Annotated in this window: 19 protein-coding genes and 1 tRNA gene; 10 read left to right on the top strand and 10 right to left on the bottom strand. The window is 64.4% G+C overall.

The window, feature by feature from the left end; genetic code table 11:
* The first annotated feature begins 25 nt into the window (after positions 1-25).
* Positions 26-559 carry an inorganic diphosphatase gene (ppa, locus tag EQG66_RS03435; protein ID WP_129403138.1) on the top strand — a complete coding sequence of 178 codons (534 nt, stop codon included), beginning with the start codon at positions 26-28 and terminating at the stop codon, positions 557-559.
* A gap of 191 nt (positions 560-750) precedes the next feature.
* Here ppa and EQG66_RS03430 read toward each other — a convergent pair whose 3' ends face one another.
* Positions 751-2547 carry an aminopeptidase P family protein gene (locus tag EQG66_RS03430; protein WP_425470209.1) on the bottom strand — a complete coding sequence of 599 codons (1797 nt, stop codon included), beginning with the start codon at positions 2545-2547 and terminating at the stop codon, positions 751-753.
* An 84-nt stretch (positions 2548-2631) separates the two neighbouring features.
* On the opposite strand from EQG66_RS03430, the gene EQG66_RS03425 reads away from it, so the two are divergent.
* Positions 2632-4698: a S9 family peptidase gene (locus EQG66_RS03425; RefSeq protein ID WP_129403278.1), complete on the top strand. Its 2067-nt coding sequence runs from the start codon at positions 2632-2634 to the stop codon at positions 4696-4698.
* On the opposite strand, the gene EQG66_RS03420 is transcribed toward EQG66_RS03425, so the two are convergent.
* The 3 genes from EQG66_RS03420 to hemC are packed head-to-tail and all read right to left on the bottom strand — an operon-like array spanning position 4699 to position 7218.
* Complete coding sequence (locus EQG66_RS03420; protein ID WP_220428626.1) at positions 4699-5577, bottom strand: hypothetical protein; 879 nt, start codon at positions 5575-5577, stop codon at positions 4699-4701.
* A 1-nt stretch (position 5578) separates the two neighbouring features.
* Entirely contained in the window at positions 5579-6283 is a 705-nt protein-coding gene (locus EQG66_RS03415; RefSeq protein WP_129403136.1) for a uroporphyrinogen-III synthase, read from the bottom strand.
* A complete protein-coding gene (gene hemC, locus EQG66_RS03410) occupies positions 6280-7218 on the bottom strand; it encodes a hydroxymethylbilane synthase (protein ID WP_129403135.1) in 939 nt (312 codons plus the stop codon). The genes EQG66_RS03415 and hemC overlap by 4 nt, the downstream gene beginning before the upstream one ends.
* A gap of 44 nt (positions 7219-7262) precedes the next feature.
* Here hemC and tsaD point away from each other — a divergent pair, with 44 nt between their 5' ends.
* From tsaD to EQG66_RS03395, 3 genes are all read left to right on the top strand, one after another.
* Positions 7263-8297 carry a tRNA (adenosine(37)-N6)-threonylcarbamoyltransferase complex transferase subunit TsaD gene (gene tsaD / locus EQG66_RS03405; RefSeq protein ID WP_129403134.1) on the top strand — a complete coding sequence of 345 codons (1035 nt, stop codon included), beginning with the start codon at positions 7263-7265 and terminating at the stop codon, positions 8295-8297.
* Positions 8298-8307: 10 nt separating this feature from the next.
* Positions 8308-9279 carry an NAD(P)H-dependent glycerol-3-phosphate dehydrogenase gene (locus tag EQG66_RS03400; RefSeq protein ID WP_129403276.1) on the top strand — a complete coding sequence of 324 codons (972 nt, stop codon included), beginning with the start codon at positions 8308-8310 and terminating at the stop codon, positions 9277-9279.
* A 67-nt stretch (positions 9280-9346) separates the two neighbouring features.
* Entirely contained in the window at positions 9347-10852 is a 1506-nt protein-coding gene (locus tag EQG66_RS03395) for a lipopolysaccharide biosynthesis protein (RefSeq protein WP_245987849.1), read from the top strand.
* Between the two features lie 61 nt (positions 10853-10913).
* On the opposite strand, the gene EQG66_RS03390 is transcribed toward EQG66_RS03395, so the two are convergent.
* The 3 genes from EQG66_RS03390 to sseA all read right to left on the bottom strand — a co-directional run bounded on the left by EQG66_RS03390 (position 10914) and on the right by sseA (position 14011).
* Complete coding sequence (locus EQG66_RS03390; protein WP_129403132.1) at positions 10914-11678, bottom strand: TorF family putative porin; 765 nt, start codon at positions 11676-11678, stop codon at positions 10914-10916.
* A gap of 288 nt (positions 11679-11966) precedes the next feature.
* Positions 11967-13172, bottom strand: coding sequence for a cystathionine beta-lyase (metC, locus tag EQG66_RS03385; protein ID WP_129403131.1), 1206 nt, complete (start codon positions 13170-13172; stop codon positions 11967-11969).
* A complete protein-coding gene (gene sseA / locus EQG66_RS03380; RefSeq protein ID WP_129403130.1) occupies positions 13169-14011 on the bottom strand; it encodes a 3-mercaptopyruvate sulfurtransferase in 843 nt (280 codons plus the stop codon). Before sseA ends, metC begins: the two co-directional genes overlap by 4 nt.
* Positions 14012-14117: 106 nt before the next feature.
* On the opposite strand from sseA, the gene queF reads away from it, so the two are divergent.
* Positions 14118-14564, top strand: a complete 447-nt coding sequence (gene queF, locus EQG66_RS03375; RefSeq protein ID WP_129403129.1) for a preQ(1) synthase — start codon at positions 14118-14120, stop codon at positions 14562-14564.
* Between the two features lie 107 nt (positions 14565-14671).
* Here queF and EQG66_RS03370 read toward each other — a convergent pair.
* Positions 14672-14746 (bottom strand) — tRNA-Thr (locus EQG66_RS03370).
* Positions 14747-14864: 118 nt separating this feature from the next.
* Between EQG66_RS03370 and EQG66_RS15265 the strand changes: the two genes are divergently transcribed.
* The 4 genes from EQG66_RS15265 (at position 14865) to EQG66_RS03355 (ending at position 16024) form a co-directional block, all read left to right on the top strand.
* The gene (locus tag EQG66_RS15265; RefSeq protein ID WP_164975569.1) at positions 14865-15020 is read left to right on the top strand and encodes a hypothetical protein; all 156 of its coding nucleotides are present in this window, start codon (positions 14865-14867) and stop codon (positions 15018-15020) included.
* 191 nt (positions 15021-15211) lie between these two features.
* Positions 15212-15445 (top strand): hypothetical protein, encoded by a 234-nt coding sequence (locus tag EQG66_RS03365; RefSeq protein ID WP_129403128.1) that lies wholly within the window; start codon positions 15212-15214, stop codon positions 15443-15445.
* Positions 15446-15560: 115 nt separating this feature from the next.
* Positions 15561-15767, top strand: coding sequence for a cold-shock protein (locus EQG66_RS03360; RefSeq protein WP_129403127.1), 207 nt, complete (start codon positions 15561-15563; stop codon positions 15765-15767).
* 65 nt (positions 15768-15832) lie between these two features.
* Positions 15833-16024, top strand: a complete 192-nt coding sequence (locus EQG66_RS03355; RefSeq protein WP_129403126.1) for a hypothetical protein — start codon at positions 15833-15835, stop codon at positions 16022-16024.
* A gap of 16 nt (positions 16025-16040) precedes the next feature.
* Here EQG66_RS03355 and murA read toward each other — a convergent pair whose 3' ends face one another.
* On the bottom strand, positions 16041-17324 hold the full coding sequence (gene murA, locus EQG66_RS03350; RefSeq protein WP_129403125.1) for a UDP-N-acetylglucosamine 1-carboxyvinyltransferase: 1284 nt from the start codon (positions 17322-17324) through the stop codon (positions 16041-16043).
* A gap of 41 nt (positions 17325-17365) precedes the next feature.
* Positions 17366-17947, bottom strand: a complete 582-nt coding sequence (locus tag EQG66_RS03345; RefSeq protein WP_129403124.1) for an HNH endonuclease — start codon at positions 17945-17947, stop codon at positions 17366-17368.
* Positions 17948-18011: the final 64 nt, after the last annotated feature.

Raw genomic sequence — 18011 nt, 5'->3', positions numbered from 1 at the left:
AACACGGAACCAAGTCAGGCCATTCATGCGTATCGACCTTATCCCGGTGGGCACCAATCCGCCGCACAGCCTTAACGTCATCATCGAAGTGCCGACCGGCGGCGAGCCGGTGAAATATGAGTTCGACAAGGCATCCGGCGCCCTGTTCGTGGACCGCATCCTCCACACGCCGATGCGCTATCCCGCCAACTATGGCTTTGTGCCGCACACCTTGTCGCCCGATGGCGACCCGCTGGATGCGCTGGTCGTCGCGCGCTCGCCGTTCGTGCCGGGCTGCGTGGTGCGCGCCCGGCCCATCGCGGTGCTGAACCTTGAGGACGAGCATGGCGGCGACGAAAAGCTGATCTGCGTGCCGGACGACGCGACCTTCCCTTATTATAAGGACGTGCAGGAAAAGGACGATCTGCCCGACATCGTCTTCGCCCAGATCGAGCATTTCTTCACCCACTATAAGGATCTGGAAGCCGAAAAGTGGGTCCGTGTCGGCACCTGGGGCGATGCCACCGAAGCCCGGCGCGTGACGCTGGAGGCGATCGAGCGCTATGGCGCGGAGAAATAAGCAGGCCTCGCTTTACTGAAATTCACGACGCGCCGGGAGAGATTCCGGCGCGTATTTTATGCGGTTTGCGAAGCGGCGCGCTCTAACTTTTTGTTGTCGCATCGCTTTTTGCCAAAAACCGGTTCCCACTTTTTGGCGCGATGCTCCAGCTGATACGATCAGATCAAATACAGGCTGCTTCAGGTTCCTGCTCACACAGGCGCGCAGGCCTGGCTGAGCCAGACACCTGCGTCGCCCTCCAATAGCGGCGCGATACGGCGCAGGGTTTCTGCGTGATAGGCGTTGAGCCACGCGCGTTCGCTCGCGTCCAGCATGCCCGCATCCACCAGCGCCCGGTCTATCGGCACATGCGAGAGAGTGCGAAAGCCCAGCATGGGCTTCTCCGCCCCGGCCACTTCCCGCGCCTCCACCAGCACGAGATTCTCGATGCGGATGCCATATTCCCCGGTCTTGTAATAGCCGGGCTCGTTAGACACGATCATGCCCGGTTTGAGCGGTTCATCGCCCCCGCCGAAGGTCGCTATGCGCTGCGGCCCCTCATGCACTGAGAGGAAGCTGCCGACACCGTGGCCTGTGCCATGCGCATAATCCAGCCCCGCCTCCCACAAGGCGCGGCGCGCAAGCACGTCGAGCTGGCTGCCGCGCGTGCCCTGCGGAAAAAGCGCGCGGGCGAGTGCGATATGACCCTTCAGCACCAGCGTGAAGCGGGTGCGCATCTCTTCAGTCGGCGTGCCGATGGCGATGGTGCGGGTGATGTCGGTCGTGCCATCGCGATACTGCCCGCCGGAGTCGACCAGATAGAGCATATCGGGCGCGATGGCGCGGTTGGTGCGCTCCTCCGCGCGGTAATGGACGATGGCGCCATTCGGTCCCGCGCCGCTGATCGTATCGAAGCTGAGGTCGATGAGCTTGCCGGTCGCTTCGCGGAAGGATTGCAGCTTGGCTGCGGCGGAAAGCTCGGTTTCGCTGCCTTGCGGTCCAACAACGCTGATCCAGTGGAGGAACCGCACCAGCGCAGCGTTGTCGCGCAGTTGCGCGGCATCATGCCCCGCGATTTCGGTGGCGTTCTTGATCGCCTTCGCCAGCACAACGGGATCGCGCACGGCATCAATCTGCGCGCCGCCTCCCCCAAGCGCCTCGAAGATTGCCGCGACGGCGCGCTCCGGGTCAACCGTGACCCTTTTGCCCGCATATTCGGAGGCAAGCGCCTGCGCAAAGTCCGCCCGGTCGCGGATCGAGACGCGATTACCCAGATGCGCGCGCAGGGCGTCCGTGACTTTTTCGGGCGCTATGAACAGATCAACCGTGCCATCCGCCTTGGCGATAGCATAGGACAGCGCAACCGGCGTGCGCGCCACATCGCTTCCCCGGATGTTGAGCGCCCATGCGATGCTGTCCAGCGCGGAAAGCACCGCCGCATCGGCCCCGCGCGCCTTCAGCCACTCGGCAATGTCGGAGAGCTTGTCCTCATGCGCCTTGCCCGCAAATTCCAGCCCATGCGGCACGGCGGGCGCGAGGCTGGGGGCGGGGCGATCCTGCCACACCGCATCGACCGGGTTATCCTCCACCGCGACCAGTTCGGCCCGCTTCGCCGCCAGCGTCTCTCGCATCTTCGCCACCCAGTCGCGCGTATGGAGCCATGGGTCATAGCCGATGCGCATGCCCTCGCGCGCCTCCGCCACGAGCCAGTCGGTAGGCTGCTTGGCCGGCAGATCGCAATAGTCATACAGCGCGCCATCCACCTGATCGCGCACCTGCAATGTATAGCGCCCGTCAACGAAGACCGCGGCTTTCTCCGCCAGCACCACCGCGCTGCCCGCGCTGCCGCCAAAGCCGGTGAGCCACGCCAGCCGCTGGGCATAGGCGCCGACATATTCGCTCATATGCTCGTCCGTCAGCGGCACCACAAAGCCATCGAGCTGGCGGGAGGCCAGCTCTGCGCGCAAAAGGGCAAGGCGCTTAGTATAGTGGGCGGCAGAAGTGGACAATTGGTGCTCCTTGAAGCATGGCAGGCGCATCCAACATAAGCAGGCGTGGGCGATCCCGCTACCCGCAACAGCACCGGAACCGTGATGACCGATCCCAAGCCCCTTACCGCCGCGCCAATGGCCGCCCGCCGCGCCCACAGCATCAGCCATCATGGCAAGGTGATCGAAGACCCCTATTTCTGGCTGCGCGACCCCGGCTACCCGGATGTCACAGACAAGGATGTTCTCGCCTATCTGGAGGCAGAGAACGCGTGGTTCGAGCAGGCGATGGCCCCGCACAAGGGGCTGGTAGACACATTGTTCACCGAGATGAAGGGCCGCATCAAGGAGGATGACAGATCCGTGCCGCAGAAGGACGGAGACTGGATCTACTGGCGCGCGTTCGAGGTGGGGGCGCAATATCGCAAATGGTATCGCAAGCCCGCAAACGGCGCTGGCGCGGACCAGCTGATTCTTGACGAACCGGCGCTGGCCGAAGGACATGACTATTTCCGCCTCGGCGCGATGTCCGTCTCGCCCTGTGGCCGTTTCCTCGCCTTCGCGATCGATACCGATGGCGGCGAGCGGTTCGAGGCGCGCATCCGCGATCTCGAAACGGGCGATCTGCTTCCCGATGTCATCCCCGGCACCCTGTCCGCGCTGGTGTGGACGTCAGACAGCAAGGCGCTGCTCTATAGCCTCGCCAACGAGAACTGGCGGACGGACAATGCGCGTGTGCATGTGATCGGCACACCAATAGCCGAGGACCGCGAGATTTTTCATGAGGATGACGAGGGCTTCCGCGTCTCTATCGGCCTCACCTCCTCCGAAAAATGGATCGTCATCGGCACCGGCGACCATGTGACCAGCGAGGCGTGGCTGATCCCCGCCGACGATCCGTTCGCCACACCCCAGCTCGTTTCCGCACGGCAGGCGGGCCGCGAATATGATGTCGATGAGCATGAAGGCACGCTCTACATCCGCACCAACGACACCCACCCCAATTTCCGGCTGGTGAAGGCGGCGCTCGATACGCCGGACCAGTGGGAGGAAGTGATCGCGCCGGACGATCATTTCTACCTGACGGACGTGACCCTGTTCAAACGCTTCTATGTCACCGAAGGGCGGCTGGATGGCCTCGACCAGATCGAGCTGCGCGATTACACCACCCATGAGGCAAAGCGCCTGCCCTTCCCGGAGGCGAGCTATACCGCCTCGCTCGATGACAACCCGGAATATGATGTCGAGAAACTCCGCATCGGCTATGAATCGATGGTCACGCCGGACACGATCTATGACTATCATCTGGACAGCGAAGAGTGGGAGTTGCTGAAGGTTCAGGAAATCCCCGCAGGCTATGACGCAGAGAAATACGAGACGCAGCGGATCATGATTGCCGCGCGGGATGGAACGATGGTGCCGGTTTCCATCGTCTATCCTGCCGGTTTCCCGATGGATGGCTCCGGGCGGCTGCACCTTTATGGCTATGGCGCCTATGGGCTGGCGATGGAGCCGGGCTTTTCGACGGCGCGGCTGTCCCTGCTCGATCGCGGCTTCGCCTATGCCATCGCGCATATCCGTGGCGGCGATGATCTGGGCCAGCAATGGTATCTCGATGGCAAGCTCGACAAGCGCACCAACACCTTCACCGATTTCGTCGATGTGGCCAAGGGGCTGATCGAACGCGGCTTCACCGCCAAGGGGCGGATCAGCATTTCAGGCGGATCGGCGGGAGGCGAACTGATGGGCGCGGTGATGAACTCCGATCCTGACCTTTGGGGCGCGTGCGTCGCGCATGTGCCGTTCGTCGATGTGTTGAACACCATGCTGGATGCCTCGTTGCCCTTGACGCCCGGCGAGTGGCCGGAATGGGGCAACCCGATAGAGGATAGTCAAGCGTTTGACCTGATCGCCTCCTATTGCCCCTATCAGAATGTCCGCGCCCAGGCCTATCCGCCGCTGATGGTGACGGCGGGGCTGAATGATCCGCGCGTGACCTATTGGGAGCCGGCGAAATGGGTGGCGAAGCTGCGGGCGACGAAGACGGACGGCAATGCGCTCATCCTCAAGACCAACATGGGCGCGGGGCATGGCGGCAAGTCTGGCCGGTTCGAGAGTTTGCGCGAAACGGCGGAGGAGTTCGCCTTCATCCTGTGGCAGATGCCGGAATAATCATTCTGCGGACGCGGGCTCGTCCGTCTCCGGCAGGGGAATACGCTTTGGCTCCAGTATCGCCGCCGCCTCGATCACATCGAGCGCACGGCGCGCTTCGTTATATTGCCGGGCCATTTGCAGCCATGCGTCCGCCTTGTCATGAGTGCGCATCCGCTCGATCTCGGCCAGCGCCGCATCAACCCGGCCTGAGGCGAGCAGCATCTGCGCGCGCTCAACCACCCTTCGCGGCTCCGGGGAGGGCGCACCGGCCTTGCGCACGATGATGAGCGACGACAGCTCGCGCCGGGCGGCGTCCCACCAGTCCGCCTTCGCGTCGGCCCCGGCGAGCGCGGGGGTCAGTTCGCCAAGGCGCATCTGAAGATCGGGGATCGTGACCGGCGAGGCGGCAGCGTTGATGATGGTGGCGACGGCCCGCGGCTGCGCATCGGCAAAGCGCAAGCGCAGCTCAGCCTCCAGATAGCCCAGCGGCGCCCCGCGATCGAGCGCGCGGCGCGCGGCGAACGCGATCAACAGCGCCTCGGCGCGGGCGGCATTGCCACCGGCATTGGCTGCCTGCTCAGAAATGCTGTCCAGCTTCACGGAGACTGCCGCCAGCCGGGCCTCCAGCGCGGATGCGGTCTGTGGACTGGGGGTGGAGGCGGCAGGTGCCGCGACATTGGCGAGCGGCGCCTGCTCCGCTGCGTCCTGACCGCGGTCTAGCCACTGCCTGACCACCGGCACGGCCCAGACTGTCGCCACAACACCGCCCGCAAAGGCGATGAGCAACAGGATCAGCGTGATCGTGGCACGAGACTGATGAGAGGGTGGCCGATATGCGGGGGGCTGTGGCGCCATCGGCTGAGGCGCCCGATCCGGTGTTGAAACTTCGCTGTCCATCTCATCCCCTCCGGGTCGCGTCCGGCGCTGTGTCGTGGGGTTTGTGGCATAGTTCTTCGGCCAAGGCCAGCATGGCGGCATCGGAGGGATGCTGCGCGGCGACTCTATGTGCCCAGCCAGTTCCTGCGGCGATACGCGCCGTGTCTGATATGGCGATGAGGGAGAGGCTTGCGCGCTGGTCTGGCATCACCAATGTCGCAAGCCTTGCGCCAGATCGGGGCGAATGGACGAGGCAGATGTCGCCGGGTTGGAGCAAGGCAAGCGCCTCGCCCGTTTCGCGGGTATGATAGACAGGGATGCGCCGTATCGACAGGCCCTCCGCCTCCGCCGCGATGACCTCCGCGCCGCACAGATGCAGTGCGCGCCTGATGCCCGCCCGGCGCATATCTTCCACCAAGGCGGCGGCATAGCGCGTACCAATATGGGTGGGGTTCAGCCCGGCGGTGCGCGCGGCCTGCGCCGTCGCTTCGCCTACTGCGAACAGCGGCAGCGCGGCATAGCGCAACAGGACCGGCCCGGCATGGCGCGCGGCGTTGGCGCTGGTGAGCATCAGTGCGTCGAACTGTTCGGGGCCGGGCGGCATCCAATCCAGCGGCTCGACGGCAAAGAGCGGCGCGAGCAGTGTTTCCAGCCCCAGCGCGCTGGCCGCATCGGCGGTGGCGTCAGCCCCCGGCTGTGGGCGCAGGATGACGACGCGGCGCGTCATGGGGTGAATAATGCGCGCAGGTCTGGGCTGGCTTGCACCAGCATCTCCGCGCCCAATGCCTCCGCCAGCGCTGGCGCAGCTTCGGCTGGAAGCAGACGCTCCTCCGCCACTCTTTCCCGCCCATCGGCGGAAAGGATCTCGGCGCGCAGGCGGACGGTATCGCCTTCCATCGCCGCCAGCGCGGCGATAGGCGAGTGGCATGTGCCGCCCAGTCCCTTAAGGAGTGCGCGCTCCACCCGCACGCAGGCGGAGGTCGGCGCATCGTCAATCGCCACGATCAAGGCGCGCACGGCGTCATTATCGCGCAACGTCTCGATGCCGATTGCCCCTTGCGCGGGCGCGGGCAGCATATCCTCTACGCTGACTGGCGTGCCGACGCCCGCTTCGCCCAGCCGCACCAGCCCGGCAGTCGCCAGCAGGGTCGCCTCGGCCTCACCCCGCTCCAGCCGGGCGAGCCGCGTCGCGACATTGCCGCGAAACAGCACGATCTCGATATCCGACCGCAACCGCTTCACCTGCGCGGCGCGGCGCGGCGAGCTGGTGCCCAGCCGCCCGCCTTGCGGGATCGCCTGAATTGAAGGCGCGCCCACCAGGCTATCGCGCACATCGGCGCGCGGCAGCATCGCCACGATCTCCAGCGCATCAGGCCGCAGCGTCTCGACATCTTTCATCGAGTGGACAGCGGCATCGATATGCCCCTCGATCAGCCACTGGTCCAGCTCCTTGGTCCACAGCGCCTTGCCGCCTATCTCGGCAAGCGGCCGATCCAGCACCTTGTCGCCGCTCGCCGTCACCGGCACGATCTGGATGGCATCGCGATGCCAGCCATGCGCCGCGCACAGCGCATCCGCCGCCAGATGCACCTGCGCCATCGCGAGCGGGGAAGCGCGGGTTCCGAGGCGCACCGGGCGGCCCAAAGGAAGAGGGTTTGTCATAGGCGCTTGCTCTAATCCGCGCGGTCATTAGAGGAAAGGCGGAAATGAGCATCATCCTCGGTCTTGAATCAAGCTGCGATGAAACGGCGGCGGCGCTCGTCTGCCAAGACCGTCGCGTGCTGGCGCACAAGGTGGCGGGGCAGGAGGCGGCGCACCGGCCCTATGGCGGTGTGGTGCCGGAAATCGCAGCGCGCGCCCATGCGGAGGTGTTGACGCCGCTGATAGAGGCTGTGTTCGCCGAGGCGGGGCTGAAGCTCAAGGATGTGGACGCCATCGCCGCCACCGCGGGGCCGGGGCTGATCGGAGGCGTCATGGTCGGGCTGGTAACGGGCAAAGCGCTCGCCCATGCTGCGGACAAGCCGCTCATTGCCGTCAATCATCTGGAGGGGCATGCGCTCTCGCCTCGCCTCACTGCGCCGGAGCTGGCCTTTCCCTATCTGCTGCTGCTGGTGTCTGGCGGGCATTGCCAGCTGCTGCGGGTCGAGGGGGTAGGGCAATACCGGCGGCTGGCAACAACGATAGACGATGCGGCGGGCGAGGCGTTTGACAAGACGGCGAAGATGCTGGGCCTCGGCTTTCCCGGCGGTCCGGCGGTGGAACGGGCGGCGATGCTGGGCGACGCGAAGGCCGTGCCGCTGCCGCGCCCACTGATGGGCAGCGCAGAGCCGCATTTCTCGTTCGCTGGCCTCAAAAGCGCGGTGATGCGGGCGCAGCAATCGGGCCAGTATCGCACCGAAGACATTGCGGCGAGCTTCAGCGCGGCGGTGGTGGACTGCCTCGTTGATCGCACTGCGCGGGCGCTTACGCCAAGCGAGGGCGTAACCGCGCTGGTGGTGGCGGGCGGCGTCGCGGCCAATCAGGGCGTGCGGGGCGCCCTGTCTGCACTGGCCGAGAGCCACGGCCTGCCCTTCATCGCGCCGCCGCTCTGGCTCTGCACGGACAATGCGGCGATGATTGGCTGGGCAGGCGCGGAACGCTTTGCATTGGGCCTCACCGATGGCATGGATGTGCCCGCAAGACCGCGCTGGCCGCTGGACGAAGCGGCGGAGAAAGTGCGCGGCGCGGGAGTGAAAGCATGAGGGGATGCGCATGAAGATCGGCGTGGTGGGCGCGGGCGCATGGGGCACCGCACTGGCGCAGGTGATGGCGCAGGGCGGCGAGGTGCTGCTCTGGGCGCTGGAGGCCGAGGTGGCGGACGGCGTCAACCGCGATCATGTGAACGCGCTCTATCTGCCCGGCGTGCCGCTCTCGCCCGCCATCCGCGCGACGACTGATCTGGCCGGGATGGCGGCATGCGACGCGTTGCTCATCGTCACGCCCGCACAGCATCTGCGCGCCACGCTGGGCCGCCTGCCGCGCACCGATGCGCCCCTGATCCTCTGTGCCAAGGGGATCGAGGCGGGCAGCGGCAAACTGATGTCTCAGGTGGCGGAGGAGGTCGCCTCGCACGCCCCGCTCGCTGTCATCTCCGGCCCCACTTTCGCGCATGAGGTGGCGGCGGGATTGCCGACGGCGGTGACGCTCGCCTGCGCCGACGCTGCGCTGGCCGAGCGGCTGGCGGCGCGCATCGCTCGCCCGACCTTCCGGCCCTATCTGTCTGACGACGTGATCGGCGCGGAGGTGGGAGGCGCGGTCAAGAACGTGCTCGCCATTGCCTGTGGCGTGGCGGAGGGGGCGGGGCTTGGCCTCAATGCCCGCGCCGCGCTCATCAGCCGGGGCTTTGCGGAAATGACGCGCTTTGGCCTGGCGCTCGGCGCGAAGGCGGAGACGCTGGCCGGGCTTTCCGGGCTGGGCGACCTCGTGCTGACCTGTTCCTCCACCAATTCGCGCAACTTTTCGCTCGGCAAGGGGTTGGGCGAGGGGCAGGCGGCTGCGGAGCTGCTGGCCGAGCGCCGCACCGTGGCGGAGGGCGCATACACCGCGCCGGTACTGCGCGATGTCGCCCGCAAGGCAGGAGTCGAGATGCCGATCGTCGAGGGTGTATGCGCGTTGATCGAGGGGCGGGTGCCGCTCGGCCATATGATCGACGCGTTGCTCGCCCGTCCGCTACGCAGCGAATGACGATATACTTGGGCGGATGCTTCGCCTATTATGCCGCCTCCGTGGGGCAAGGAGCAGCAGTTTGGCGGTGAACCCGACGCCCGCAGGGGCGCAGCGCGAGGAAGGCGACATCGCCGCGCTGGCCAAAGGCGGGCGCACCAATGTTGCGGGATTTTTGCTGCGCCTTGCCGCGCGCATCCCGTTTCTGTTCATCGCGGGGCGAATCTATGGCCCGGAGGTGCTGGGCCGCTTTGCCTATGCTGTCATCATCGTCGAGTTCGCCGCGCAGATCGCGACCGTCGGCCTGAAGCGCGGACTGGCGGGCGCACTGGCGCAGACCAAGCGGCCAGAGGCGCATGTGCTGGCCGATGCGCTGGTGCTGACGCTGCTCTTCTCGCTGATCACGGCAGGCCTGTTGATGCTGGTGCCCCAGATCATGTTTCCCAATAGCGGGTTGAACGGGCTGGACCGGCTGCTGCCGCTTATCATCATCGCGATTGCCAGCACGGACGTGGCGCTCTCGGCCTGTGCGTGGCGGTTTGACATTGCCGCCACGGTGCGCGCCCGCGCGCTGGTGGAGCCATGGACGATCAGCATCGCGGCGTGGGTGCTCTCATACTACTCGCTGCGTGACGGCCTCATCATCTCTTATGTGCTGGCGATGGTCGCCGCGATGATCGTGGCATTGTGGGCGATGGTGCGCCATTTCGGCTGGAAACCGGGCTGGCGCCCGCACCCAAGGCGGTTGTGGCGCATGACCAAGATCAACCTGCCGCTTGCCGCCGCCGACGCGGTGGAGTGGGGCTCGCGCAGGCTGGACCTTGCGCTGCTCGGCCTGTTCGTCTCGCCCGCCACGGTGGGCATCTATTATGTGGCGCAGCAGGTCGCGTCCCTGCCGCAAAAGCTCAAATCCAGCTTCGAGCCGATTCTCGGCCCGGTCATCACCCGCAACCTAGCCGAGCATAATCATGCGGCGATTGCGCGGCAGGTGAGCCAGGTGGGGTTCTGGATATTGGCCGCGCAGACGGGCGTATCGCTTGCGCTCGGCATACCGGGCGAGGCGGTGATGGGGCTGGTCGGACCGGAATTTGCCGTGGGGGCTCTGGCGCTGGGCTTCCTGCTGGTGGCAGAGGTGGCGGCGGCGCCCTCGGTGGTGAGCGAGAGCGCGCTGGTCTATATGGCGCGGCACCGCAACCTCGCGCTGTCTATGGGGATGATCGCGATCCAGATCGGGCTGACGCTGATCCTGCTGATCGTGATGCGTAGGGGCGGATACCCTGAAATTGCGATGGCGGTCGCGCCCGCTCTGGCTTTGGCGCTGGCGCTGGGGTTCAACTCGGTGGTCAAGTCCCGCCTGTTGCAACGATTATTGCGCCTGCCGATCGCGACATGGCGCCCGGCGCTGGTGATGGCGTCCGCCGTGGCGGTGATCGTCGGCAGCGGCTTCGTCGCCTTGCCGCACGCGCTGGAATGGGTGGAACTGGCGGTGGGCGTGCCGGCGATATTGGCGGCCTATAGCGTGGTCATCTGGCGCTATGGCTTTGGCCCGGAGGACAGGGCGCTGTTCAGAAAGCAGGCCGGGTCAACCACATAGAAAAAGGGCCGCGATCCGAAGACCGCGACCCCTTTCTTGTATCGTGCTTCCGATCAGGAGATCAGAAGGAAACGCCAACCGAAGCAACGACACCAGCCTTGGCGATGTCCTTGCCGCTGAAGGGGCTAACCAGGGCACCCTTGGCAAAGTTGGTGTCGACATAGGAAACGCCGAAGGTCAGGTTCTTCCAGGCATAGGAAGCGCTCAGCGACCAGTCAGTGTAGTCCTTGCCAGCCGACAGGAAGCTGTCATCGCTGAAGTTGTGGCCGAGGTGCGCGCTCAGCGACACGCCGGTGTCAGGGATCGAACCGGAGATATCCAGCGCACCGTAGAGGTTGTCATCCTTGGTGTTTACGAGGGCCAGAGCCTTCTGCTTCGGAGCATATGCAGCCGAAACCTTCGCGGTGACGGGGCCAAATGCCTGCGAAACAGCAACATAAGGCTCGAAGAAGTCAGAATTGTAACCCGGAACCACATCGCCCGAACCCGGGTAGAAATAATAGAGCACGCCGACATCAACAGTGGTCGCGCCAAAGCTCTTCTTGTAGCCGAGGATAAAGTCGATTTCCTGATCCGAAGCAGCGGCGACATACTCGTCAACCGAGCTGCCCCACACGCTTGCATACAGGCCAGACGAGTGAGTCAGGGTCATGCTGCCCTGAACCGCAAAGCTCTTGTCGGTCTGCGAAATGCCGCGGAAGCGGTAGTCGGACACGAGGGTCGCACCGCCAGAGATCGTTACGGCCGGAGTCGCTTCTTCAGCGAAAGCAGGCGCAGAAACAGCTGCCAGCGCGAGCGCCGACATGCCAAGAATGATGTTACGCATAGTTATTTTTCCCTTCGTAGAGTCGATCAATTGATCGTCCCACCTGCGTTCGGGCCGCTGCCTCTGTGGATGCCCTGATCAAGAGCTGGGCCAGTCACCGCGAACACGCTTTTGATGGCCGGAACCTTCGCGCTGCACAAGACGAAATCGTGCTCGCAAACCCAATTAGACACACAGATGTTGCCTTTCTGCAACGCTTGGTCCGGTGAAGCTGGAATGGCGCATCTATGGTTAATAAAGGGTAAACGGCAAATAAAATATTATTTTACAACATGTTGCGAGAGCGGGTTACAGGCGAAGAAAGGCCTGCTCCAAATCGGCGATCAGATCCTGAGAGTCTTCAAGGCCAATATGCAACCGGATAAGCGGATCGGTAGCGGGCCATATTGTCGCGCTGCGGCATAGCTGTGGATCGACCGGCAGCGCAAGGCTTTCAAACCCGCCCCAGCTATAGCCGATGCCGAAATGGCGAAGCGCATCGATGAAGCGCGCCCGCGCTGCATCGTCGGCACCTTTGAGGGTGAAGCTGAACAGCCCCGATGACCCGGCAAAATCGCGCGCCCATTGGGCATGGCCGGGGCAGGAGGGCAAGGCGGGGTGCAACACGGCGCCTACCTCCGGCCGCGCGGCCAGCCAGCGCGCCACGCTGAGCGCGCTCTCCTGATGCTGCTTTAGCCGCACGGCAAGGGTGCGCAGCCCCCTCAGCGCCAGCCACGCGTCATCAGCCCCGCATATCTGTCCGAACAGGCGCGCTGTCTGCTCTATGCGCGGGAACAGTGCGGCGCTTGCGGTGACGGAGCCGAGCATCACATCGCTGTGCCCGGTGATATATTTGGTGCAGGCAAGGATGGAGATGTCCACCCCGTGGCTGTGCGCCGGGAACAGCAGCGGCGTCGCCCATGTATTATCGATCAGGGTCACGACATCGCGCGCCTTCGCCGCCGCGACAATGGCGGGCACATCCTGCACTTCGAAAGTCAAACTGCCGGGGCTTTCCATGAATATAGCGCGCGTGCGCTCGGTCATCAGATCCGCAATCGCACCACCGATCATCGGGTCGTAATAGACCGTCTCGATGCCCATAGGTTTGAGCACCTTGTCGCAACAGGCGCGGCTGGGGTCATAGACACTATCGACCATCAACAACTGGTCGCCGGGCTTCAGCACAGCCATCAGCGCGCAGCTGATCGCCGCGACGCCCGAGGGGAACAGCATCGTGCCCGCCGCGCCCGGTTCCATCTCGGTCAGCGCGTCGGCGAGCGCCCAGTGTGTAGGGGTGCCGCGCCGGCCATAATACCAGCGCTCGTGGCTGTTGCCGCGCGCGGCGCGCAGATGGGCGACATCATCATAAAGGATGGTGGACGCGCGCCATACCGGCGGGTTTACGACGCCGCCGGGCTGGCCGGGAATGCCGGTCCACTCCGCCCTGCGCCCGGCCTGTGTCACTTGCGTGGAAGGGCTGACCGCTTCCCCGTCGTCGCCCGGCTTGCTCATGCCGGGCCAGTGGCCTTGGGGGTGGCGGGGTCGGAGCCCCAGTCGCTCCAGCTGCCGTCATAGAGAGTCACGTCCTTCTTGCCGAGCAGGCGCGCGCCGAACAGCACGCATGCCGCAGTCACGCCGCTGCCGCAGGTCGTGATGAGCGGCTTGTCGAGATTGACCCCCGCCTCGATGAACAGGCCTTTCAGCTCATGCCCGCGCTTCCATGTGCCGTCCGCATTGAATAGGCGCGAATAGGGCAGGCAGACCGAGCCGGGGATATGGCCGGATGCCATGCCGGGGCGCACCTCGGGCTCTTCGGCGGTGAAACGGCTCATGGTGCGCGCGTCGACTGTCTGCGCGGCCTTCGTGCTGATGTTCTCCAGCACCTGCGCCTTGGTCGTTATCGCCTTGTCGTCGCGCCAGACGGTGAAGTGGCGGTGGCGCAGTTGCTGCTTGCCGCTCTCGGTTTCGCGCTTTTCGCTGAGCCATTTGCCAAGCCCGCCGTCGAGAATCGCGATGTTGGGGGCGCCCATGATCTCGAACAGCCACCAGGCGCGCGCCGCGGTGCGAAGTGGGCTGTTGTCATACAGCACGATGCGGCTGCCATCGCCCAGGCCCAGCGCCTGCATCCGGCTGGCAAACTTTTCCGCCGGGGGGACCGTGTTGGCGAGCGGGTTGGTGGTGTCCACCAGCTCGGCAAGGTTCAGGAACACCGCGCCGGGGATATGCTCCGCCTCATATTCGGCGGCCGCATCCCGGCCCATTTCGGGCAGGAAATAGCTCGCGTCGACAATGCGCAGGTCGCTCGCACCCATATTTTCCGCCAGCCAGTCCGTGCTTACCAAAATGTCCATGTATCGCCCCTGAAGTCCGCGTGAGTCCGTTTACAGCGATAGGGGAGTGGCCAGCCTCTTTCCAGCCCCTTTGCGCTGTTGGCGGCCATCGTCTATAGCGCGGGGCATGAACCCGATCCATCTTGGCCAGACCAGCCCGCTGCCCGCCTCTCCGCAAGAGGCGGTGCTCGATTATGTGCCCAACCCGCGCACGGGCGCGCGCTATATGGTGCGCTTTGCCGCGCCGGAGTTTACCTCGCTCTGCCCCGTCACCGGCCAGCCCGATTTCGCGCATCTGGTGATCGATTATGTGCCGGCCGAGACGATTGTGGAGTCAAAATCGCTGAAGCTGTTTCTGGGGAGCTTTCGCAATCACGCCGCGTTTCACGAGGATTGCACCGTCGGCATCGGCCAGCGCCTGTTCGATGAGATGAAGCCCATATGGCTGCGCATCGGCGGCTACTGGTATCCGCGCGGCGGCATCCCCATCGATGTATTCTGGCAAAGCGGCGTGGCCCCGGCAGACATGTGGGTGCCGGATCAGGGCGTGGCAGGGTATCGGGGGCGGGGGTGAGCATGGATGCACAAGGGGCGATGTTGCTTCGGTCCGCATGAACAGCAGCACAGGCCTGATCTCTCGCCCACATCGCATGGGTCGCCACGCTCAGGAAGGATAAATGATGGTGCTGCTGGAGAGGATTGAACTCTCGGCCTCTCCCTTACCAAGGGAGTGCTCTACCACTGAGCTACAGCAGCATCCGTCCTGTAGGCAGGGGATGAAGACAAACCCGCCGGAGCCGGGCCTATGGCCTTGCTCCACACAAAAAGTCAAGCAAGGCTTGAGCCGCGCCGCTCTTTTTGGTTAAGCCGCACTATGGCGGAAACGGAAACAAATCGTAAAAAGAGGCTGGCAGAGCAGTTGCGCGCCAATCTGCGCCGCAGGAAGACGCAGGATCGTGAATTGAACCAGCAGGCGACCGATCCCGGCGCGTCTGCCGAGCTGCCGCCTGCCGCCCCGGATACGCCCTGAAATATAAGCCGCGACAGCGTGTGCAATCTCTGCTATAAAGGGAATATTGCCGCGAAAATGGCCCGCAAGCATTCGCCGTAACTGAGAGACCAATGCGCTCCCGCTTGCCGATGGGAGTGTAAGATGGTTGTTTGTATCATGACGCAAGAGGCGCGTCCTTTGGCCCTGCCAACCAGCATGGCTTCCATCCTTTGAGCCGGGCCGTTCATATTGATGCCAATATGCAGGTTGTGATCGATTGCTGCGACAAGCATGCAATTGGCATTTCGGTGATAGAGCCGCTGCAATCCGGCGGCACGCGCGTGGTGCTGAACAACAGCGATGGCGCGGCCAGCCTGCGCATCCGCATGAAGAAGAACCTTATTCTGGGGCCGGTCACACGATCCGGCCTGTATATGAGACGTGCGCCGCTACCCTATCGGTAACGCCCTCCGCTTTCGGATGCGCTGGCCGGGTCGGGCGGCGTTTCGGTCATACTCGTTTCCCGGCCCGGCCTACACCGCTCGCCATCTGGCGGCGGTACATACTAAGGAACTACCCATGCCTACTGGCACCGTTAAATTTTTCAATACCGACAAGGGCTATGGCTTCATTGCGCCCGAAGATGGCGGAAACGACGCTTTTGTCCACATCTCCGCCGTAGAGCGCGCCGGGCTTCGCACGCTCGATAAGGATCAGCGCATCACCTATGAGCTGGAGCTGGACAAGCGCGGCAAGCAATCTGCCGTCAATATCCAGACAGCCTGATTTCTGGGATGGGCGCTATCCAATGGGGTGGCGCCCTCACCCCCACCTGCCGGAAAGGCCCCGGTATGAAATATGCCGCATTTTGCAGAACACAGGCCAATCAGGCGCGTAACGACGCGCTATCAACCCCGCTCGATAATGTGCGCGAGCGGTGCATGCGCTCCGCCACCGCATGGGAGCAGATGGCCGACCGCGCCGAACGCATCGAAAAAACCAAGAGCGACAGGCTGACAGCGGATCAGCTGGACGAGGATTGACCCCGCGTAAGACTGTTCAGCCGTCGCTGGCGCGTTCTATATCCGCGCCGACGGCCTGGAGTTTCTCCTCCAGCCGCTCATAGCCGCGATCAAGGTGATAGACGCGGTTGACCTGCGTTTCGCCCTCCGCCGCCAGCCCTGCGAGGATGAGGCTCATCGAGGCGCGCAGATCGGTCGCCATCACCGGCGCGCCGGTCAGCTTTTCCACGCCACGCACGACTGCAGTGCGGCCATTGACGGAAATGTCCGCCCCCATGCGCGCCAGCTCCGGCACGTGCATATAGCGGTTCTCGAAGATCGTTTCGGTCAGCACGCTCGCGCCGTCCGCCAGTGTCAGCATCGCCATGAACTGCGCCTGCATGTCGGTCGGGAAGGCGGGGAACGGCGCGGTCGAGAGGGTGAGCGGCAACAGCCGCCCTTCCGCAGCCACGCGGATCGAGTTGCGCTCCGCCTCCACATGCACGCCGCAATCGCGCAGCGCGGTCAGCACTGCCTGCATATCATCCGCATGCGCGCCAACCAGCTCTACATCGCCCCCGGTGATCGCCGCCGCGCAGGCATAGCTGCCCGCCTCGATCCGGTCCGGCATCACGGCATAGGTCGCGCCGTGCAGGCGGGGCTTGCCGTGGATGACCAGCCGGTCCGTGCCGATGCCCTCTATCTCCGCACCCATGGCGACCAGCATGCGGCACAGGTCCGTGATTTCCGGCTCGCGCGCGGCGTTTTCAAGGATGCAGACCCCGCTCGCCGTGCTCGCGGCCATCAACGCGTTTTCCGTCGCACCGACAGAGACGACCGGGAACACATATTTGCCGCCGGGCAGGCCGCCATCGGGCGCGGATGCCTTCACATAGCCCGCCGCCAGCTCGATATGCGCGCCAAAGGCCTCCAGCGCCTTCAGATGAAGGTCGATCGGCCGGTTGCCGATCGCACATCCGCCTGGAAGCGAGACGGTGGCCTCGCCTGCGCGCGCCAGCAGCGGCCCCAGCACAAGGATCGACGCGCGCATCTTGCGCACGATGTCATAGGGCGCCTCTGTCGAGGTGATCCGCCCGGCGCGCATCGTCATCACCCGGCCGAAATCCTCCGGCCGCGCACCCTCTATCATCGTGCTCGCACCAAGCTGGTTCAGCAGATGACCGAAGCTGTCCACATCCGCAAGCCGCGGCAAGTTGCGCAGCGTCACCGGCTCGTCGGTCAGCAGCGCGCACGGCAGCAGGGCAAGGGCGGAATTTTTCGCGCCAGAGATGGGGAGGCGGCCGGAAAGGCGGTTTCCGCCGCGAATGATAATGCGATCCATCTGGTGGCTATTAAAGCCTAATGCGCGCCGCGCAAGTATGGTTAAGGCTGCAGCTCGACATCCCAATAGAGCCAGTCATGCCAGCTCTCGTGCAGGTGGCCGGGCGGAAAGGCGCGGCCATGCTCCTGCAGCTGCCATGTCGTCGGGCGGATGGGCTGCACATGCAGGCTCATATGCGCCTCCTTGGGCGTCCGCCCGCCTTTCTTGAGGTTGCAGGGCGAGCAGGCGGTGGCGACATTCTCCCACGTGGTGCGCCCGCCCGCGCGGCGCGGCACGACATGATCGAAGGTCAGGTCTTTCAAACTGCCGCAATATTGGCACTGAAACTTGTCGCGCAGGAACAGGTTGAAACGGGTGAAGGCGGGATAGGCGGACGGGCGCACATATTGCTTGAGCGCGATCACCGAGGGGATTTTCATCTGCAGGCTGGGCGAATGTACCTCACGCTCATAGCTGGAGACGATATCCACCCGGTCCAGGAAAACCGCCTTGATCGCGGTCTGCCACGGCCACAGGCTGAGCGGATAATAGCTCAATGGGGTATAATCCGCGTTCAGCACCAGCGCCGGGCAACGCTCCACGTTCCAGTGTTCTTCCGGTCGTATCAGGTCGGGATGATACATAAATGCTCACTACCCCCTTGTTGCGCCCCGCTCATCGCCGATAAGCATGACAGCGCCATGACAG

The sequence above is a fragment of the Sphingobium fluviale genome, from assembly GCF_004122115.1.
Lineage (GTDB): Bacteria > Pseudomonadota > Alphaproteobacteria > Sphingomonadales > Sphingomonadaceae > Sphingobium > Sphingobium fluviale.
The sequence above is the reverse complement of the archived record's forward strand: the minus strand, read 5'-3'. Positions and strand labels throughout refer to the sequence as shown.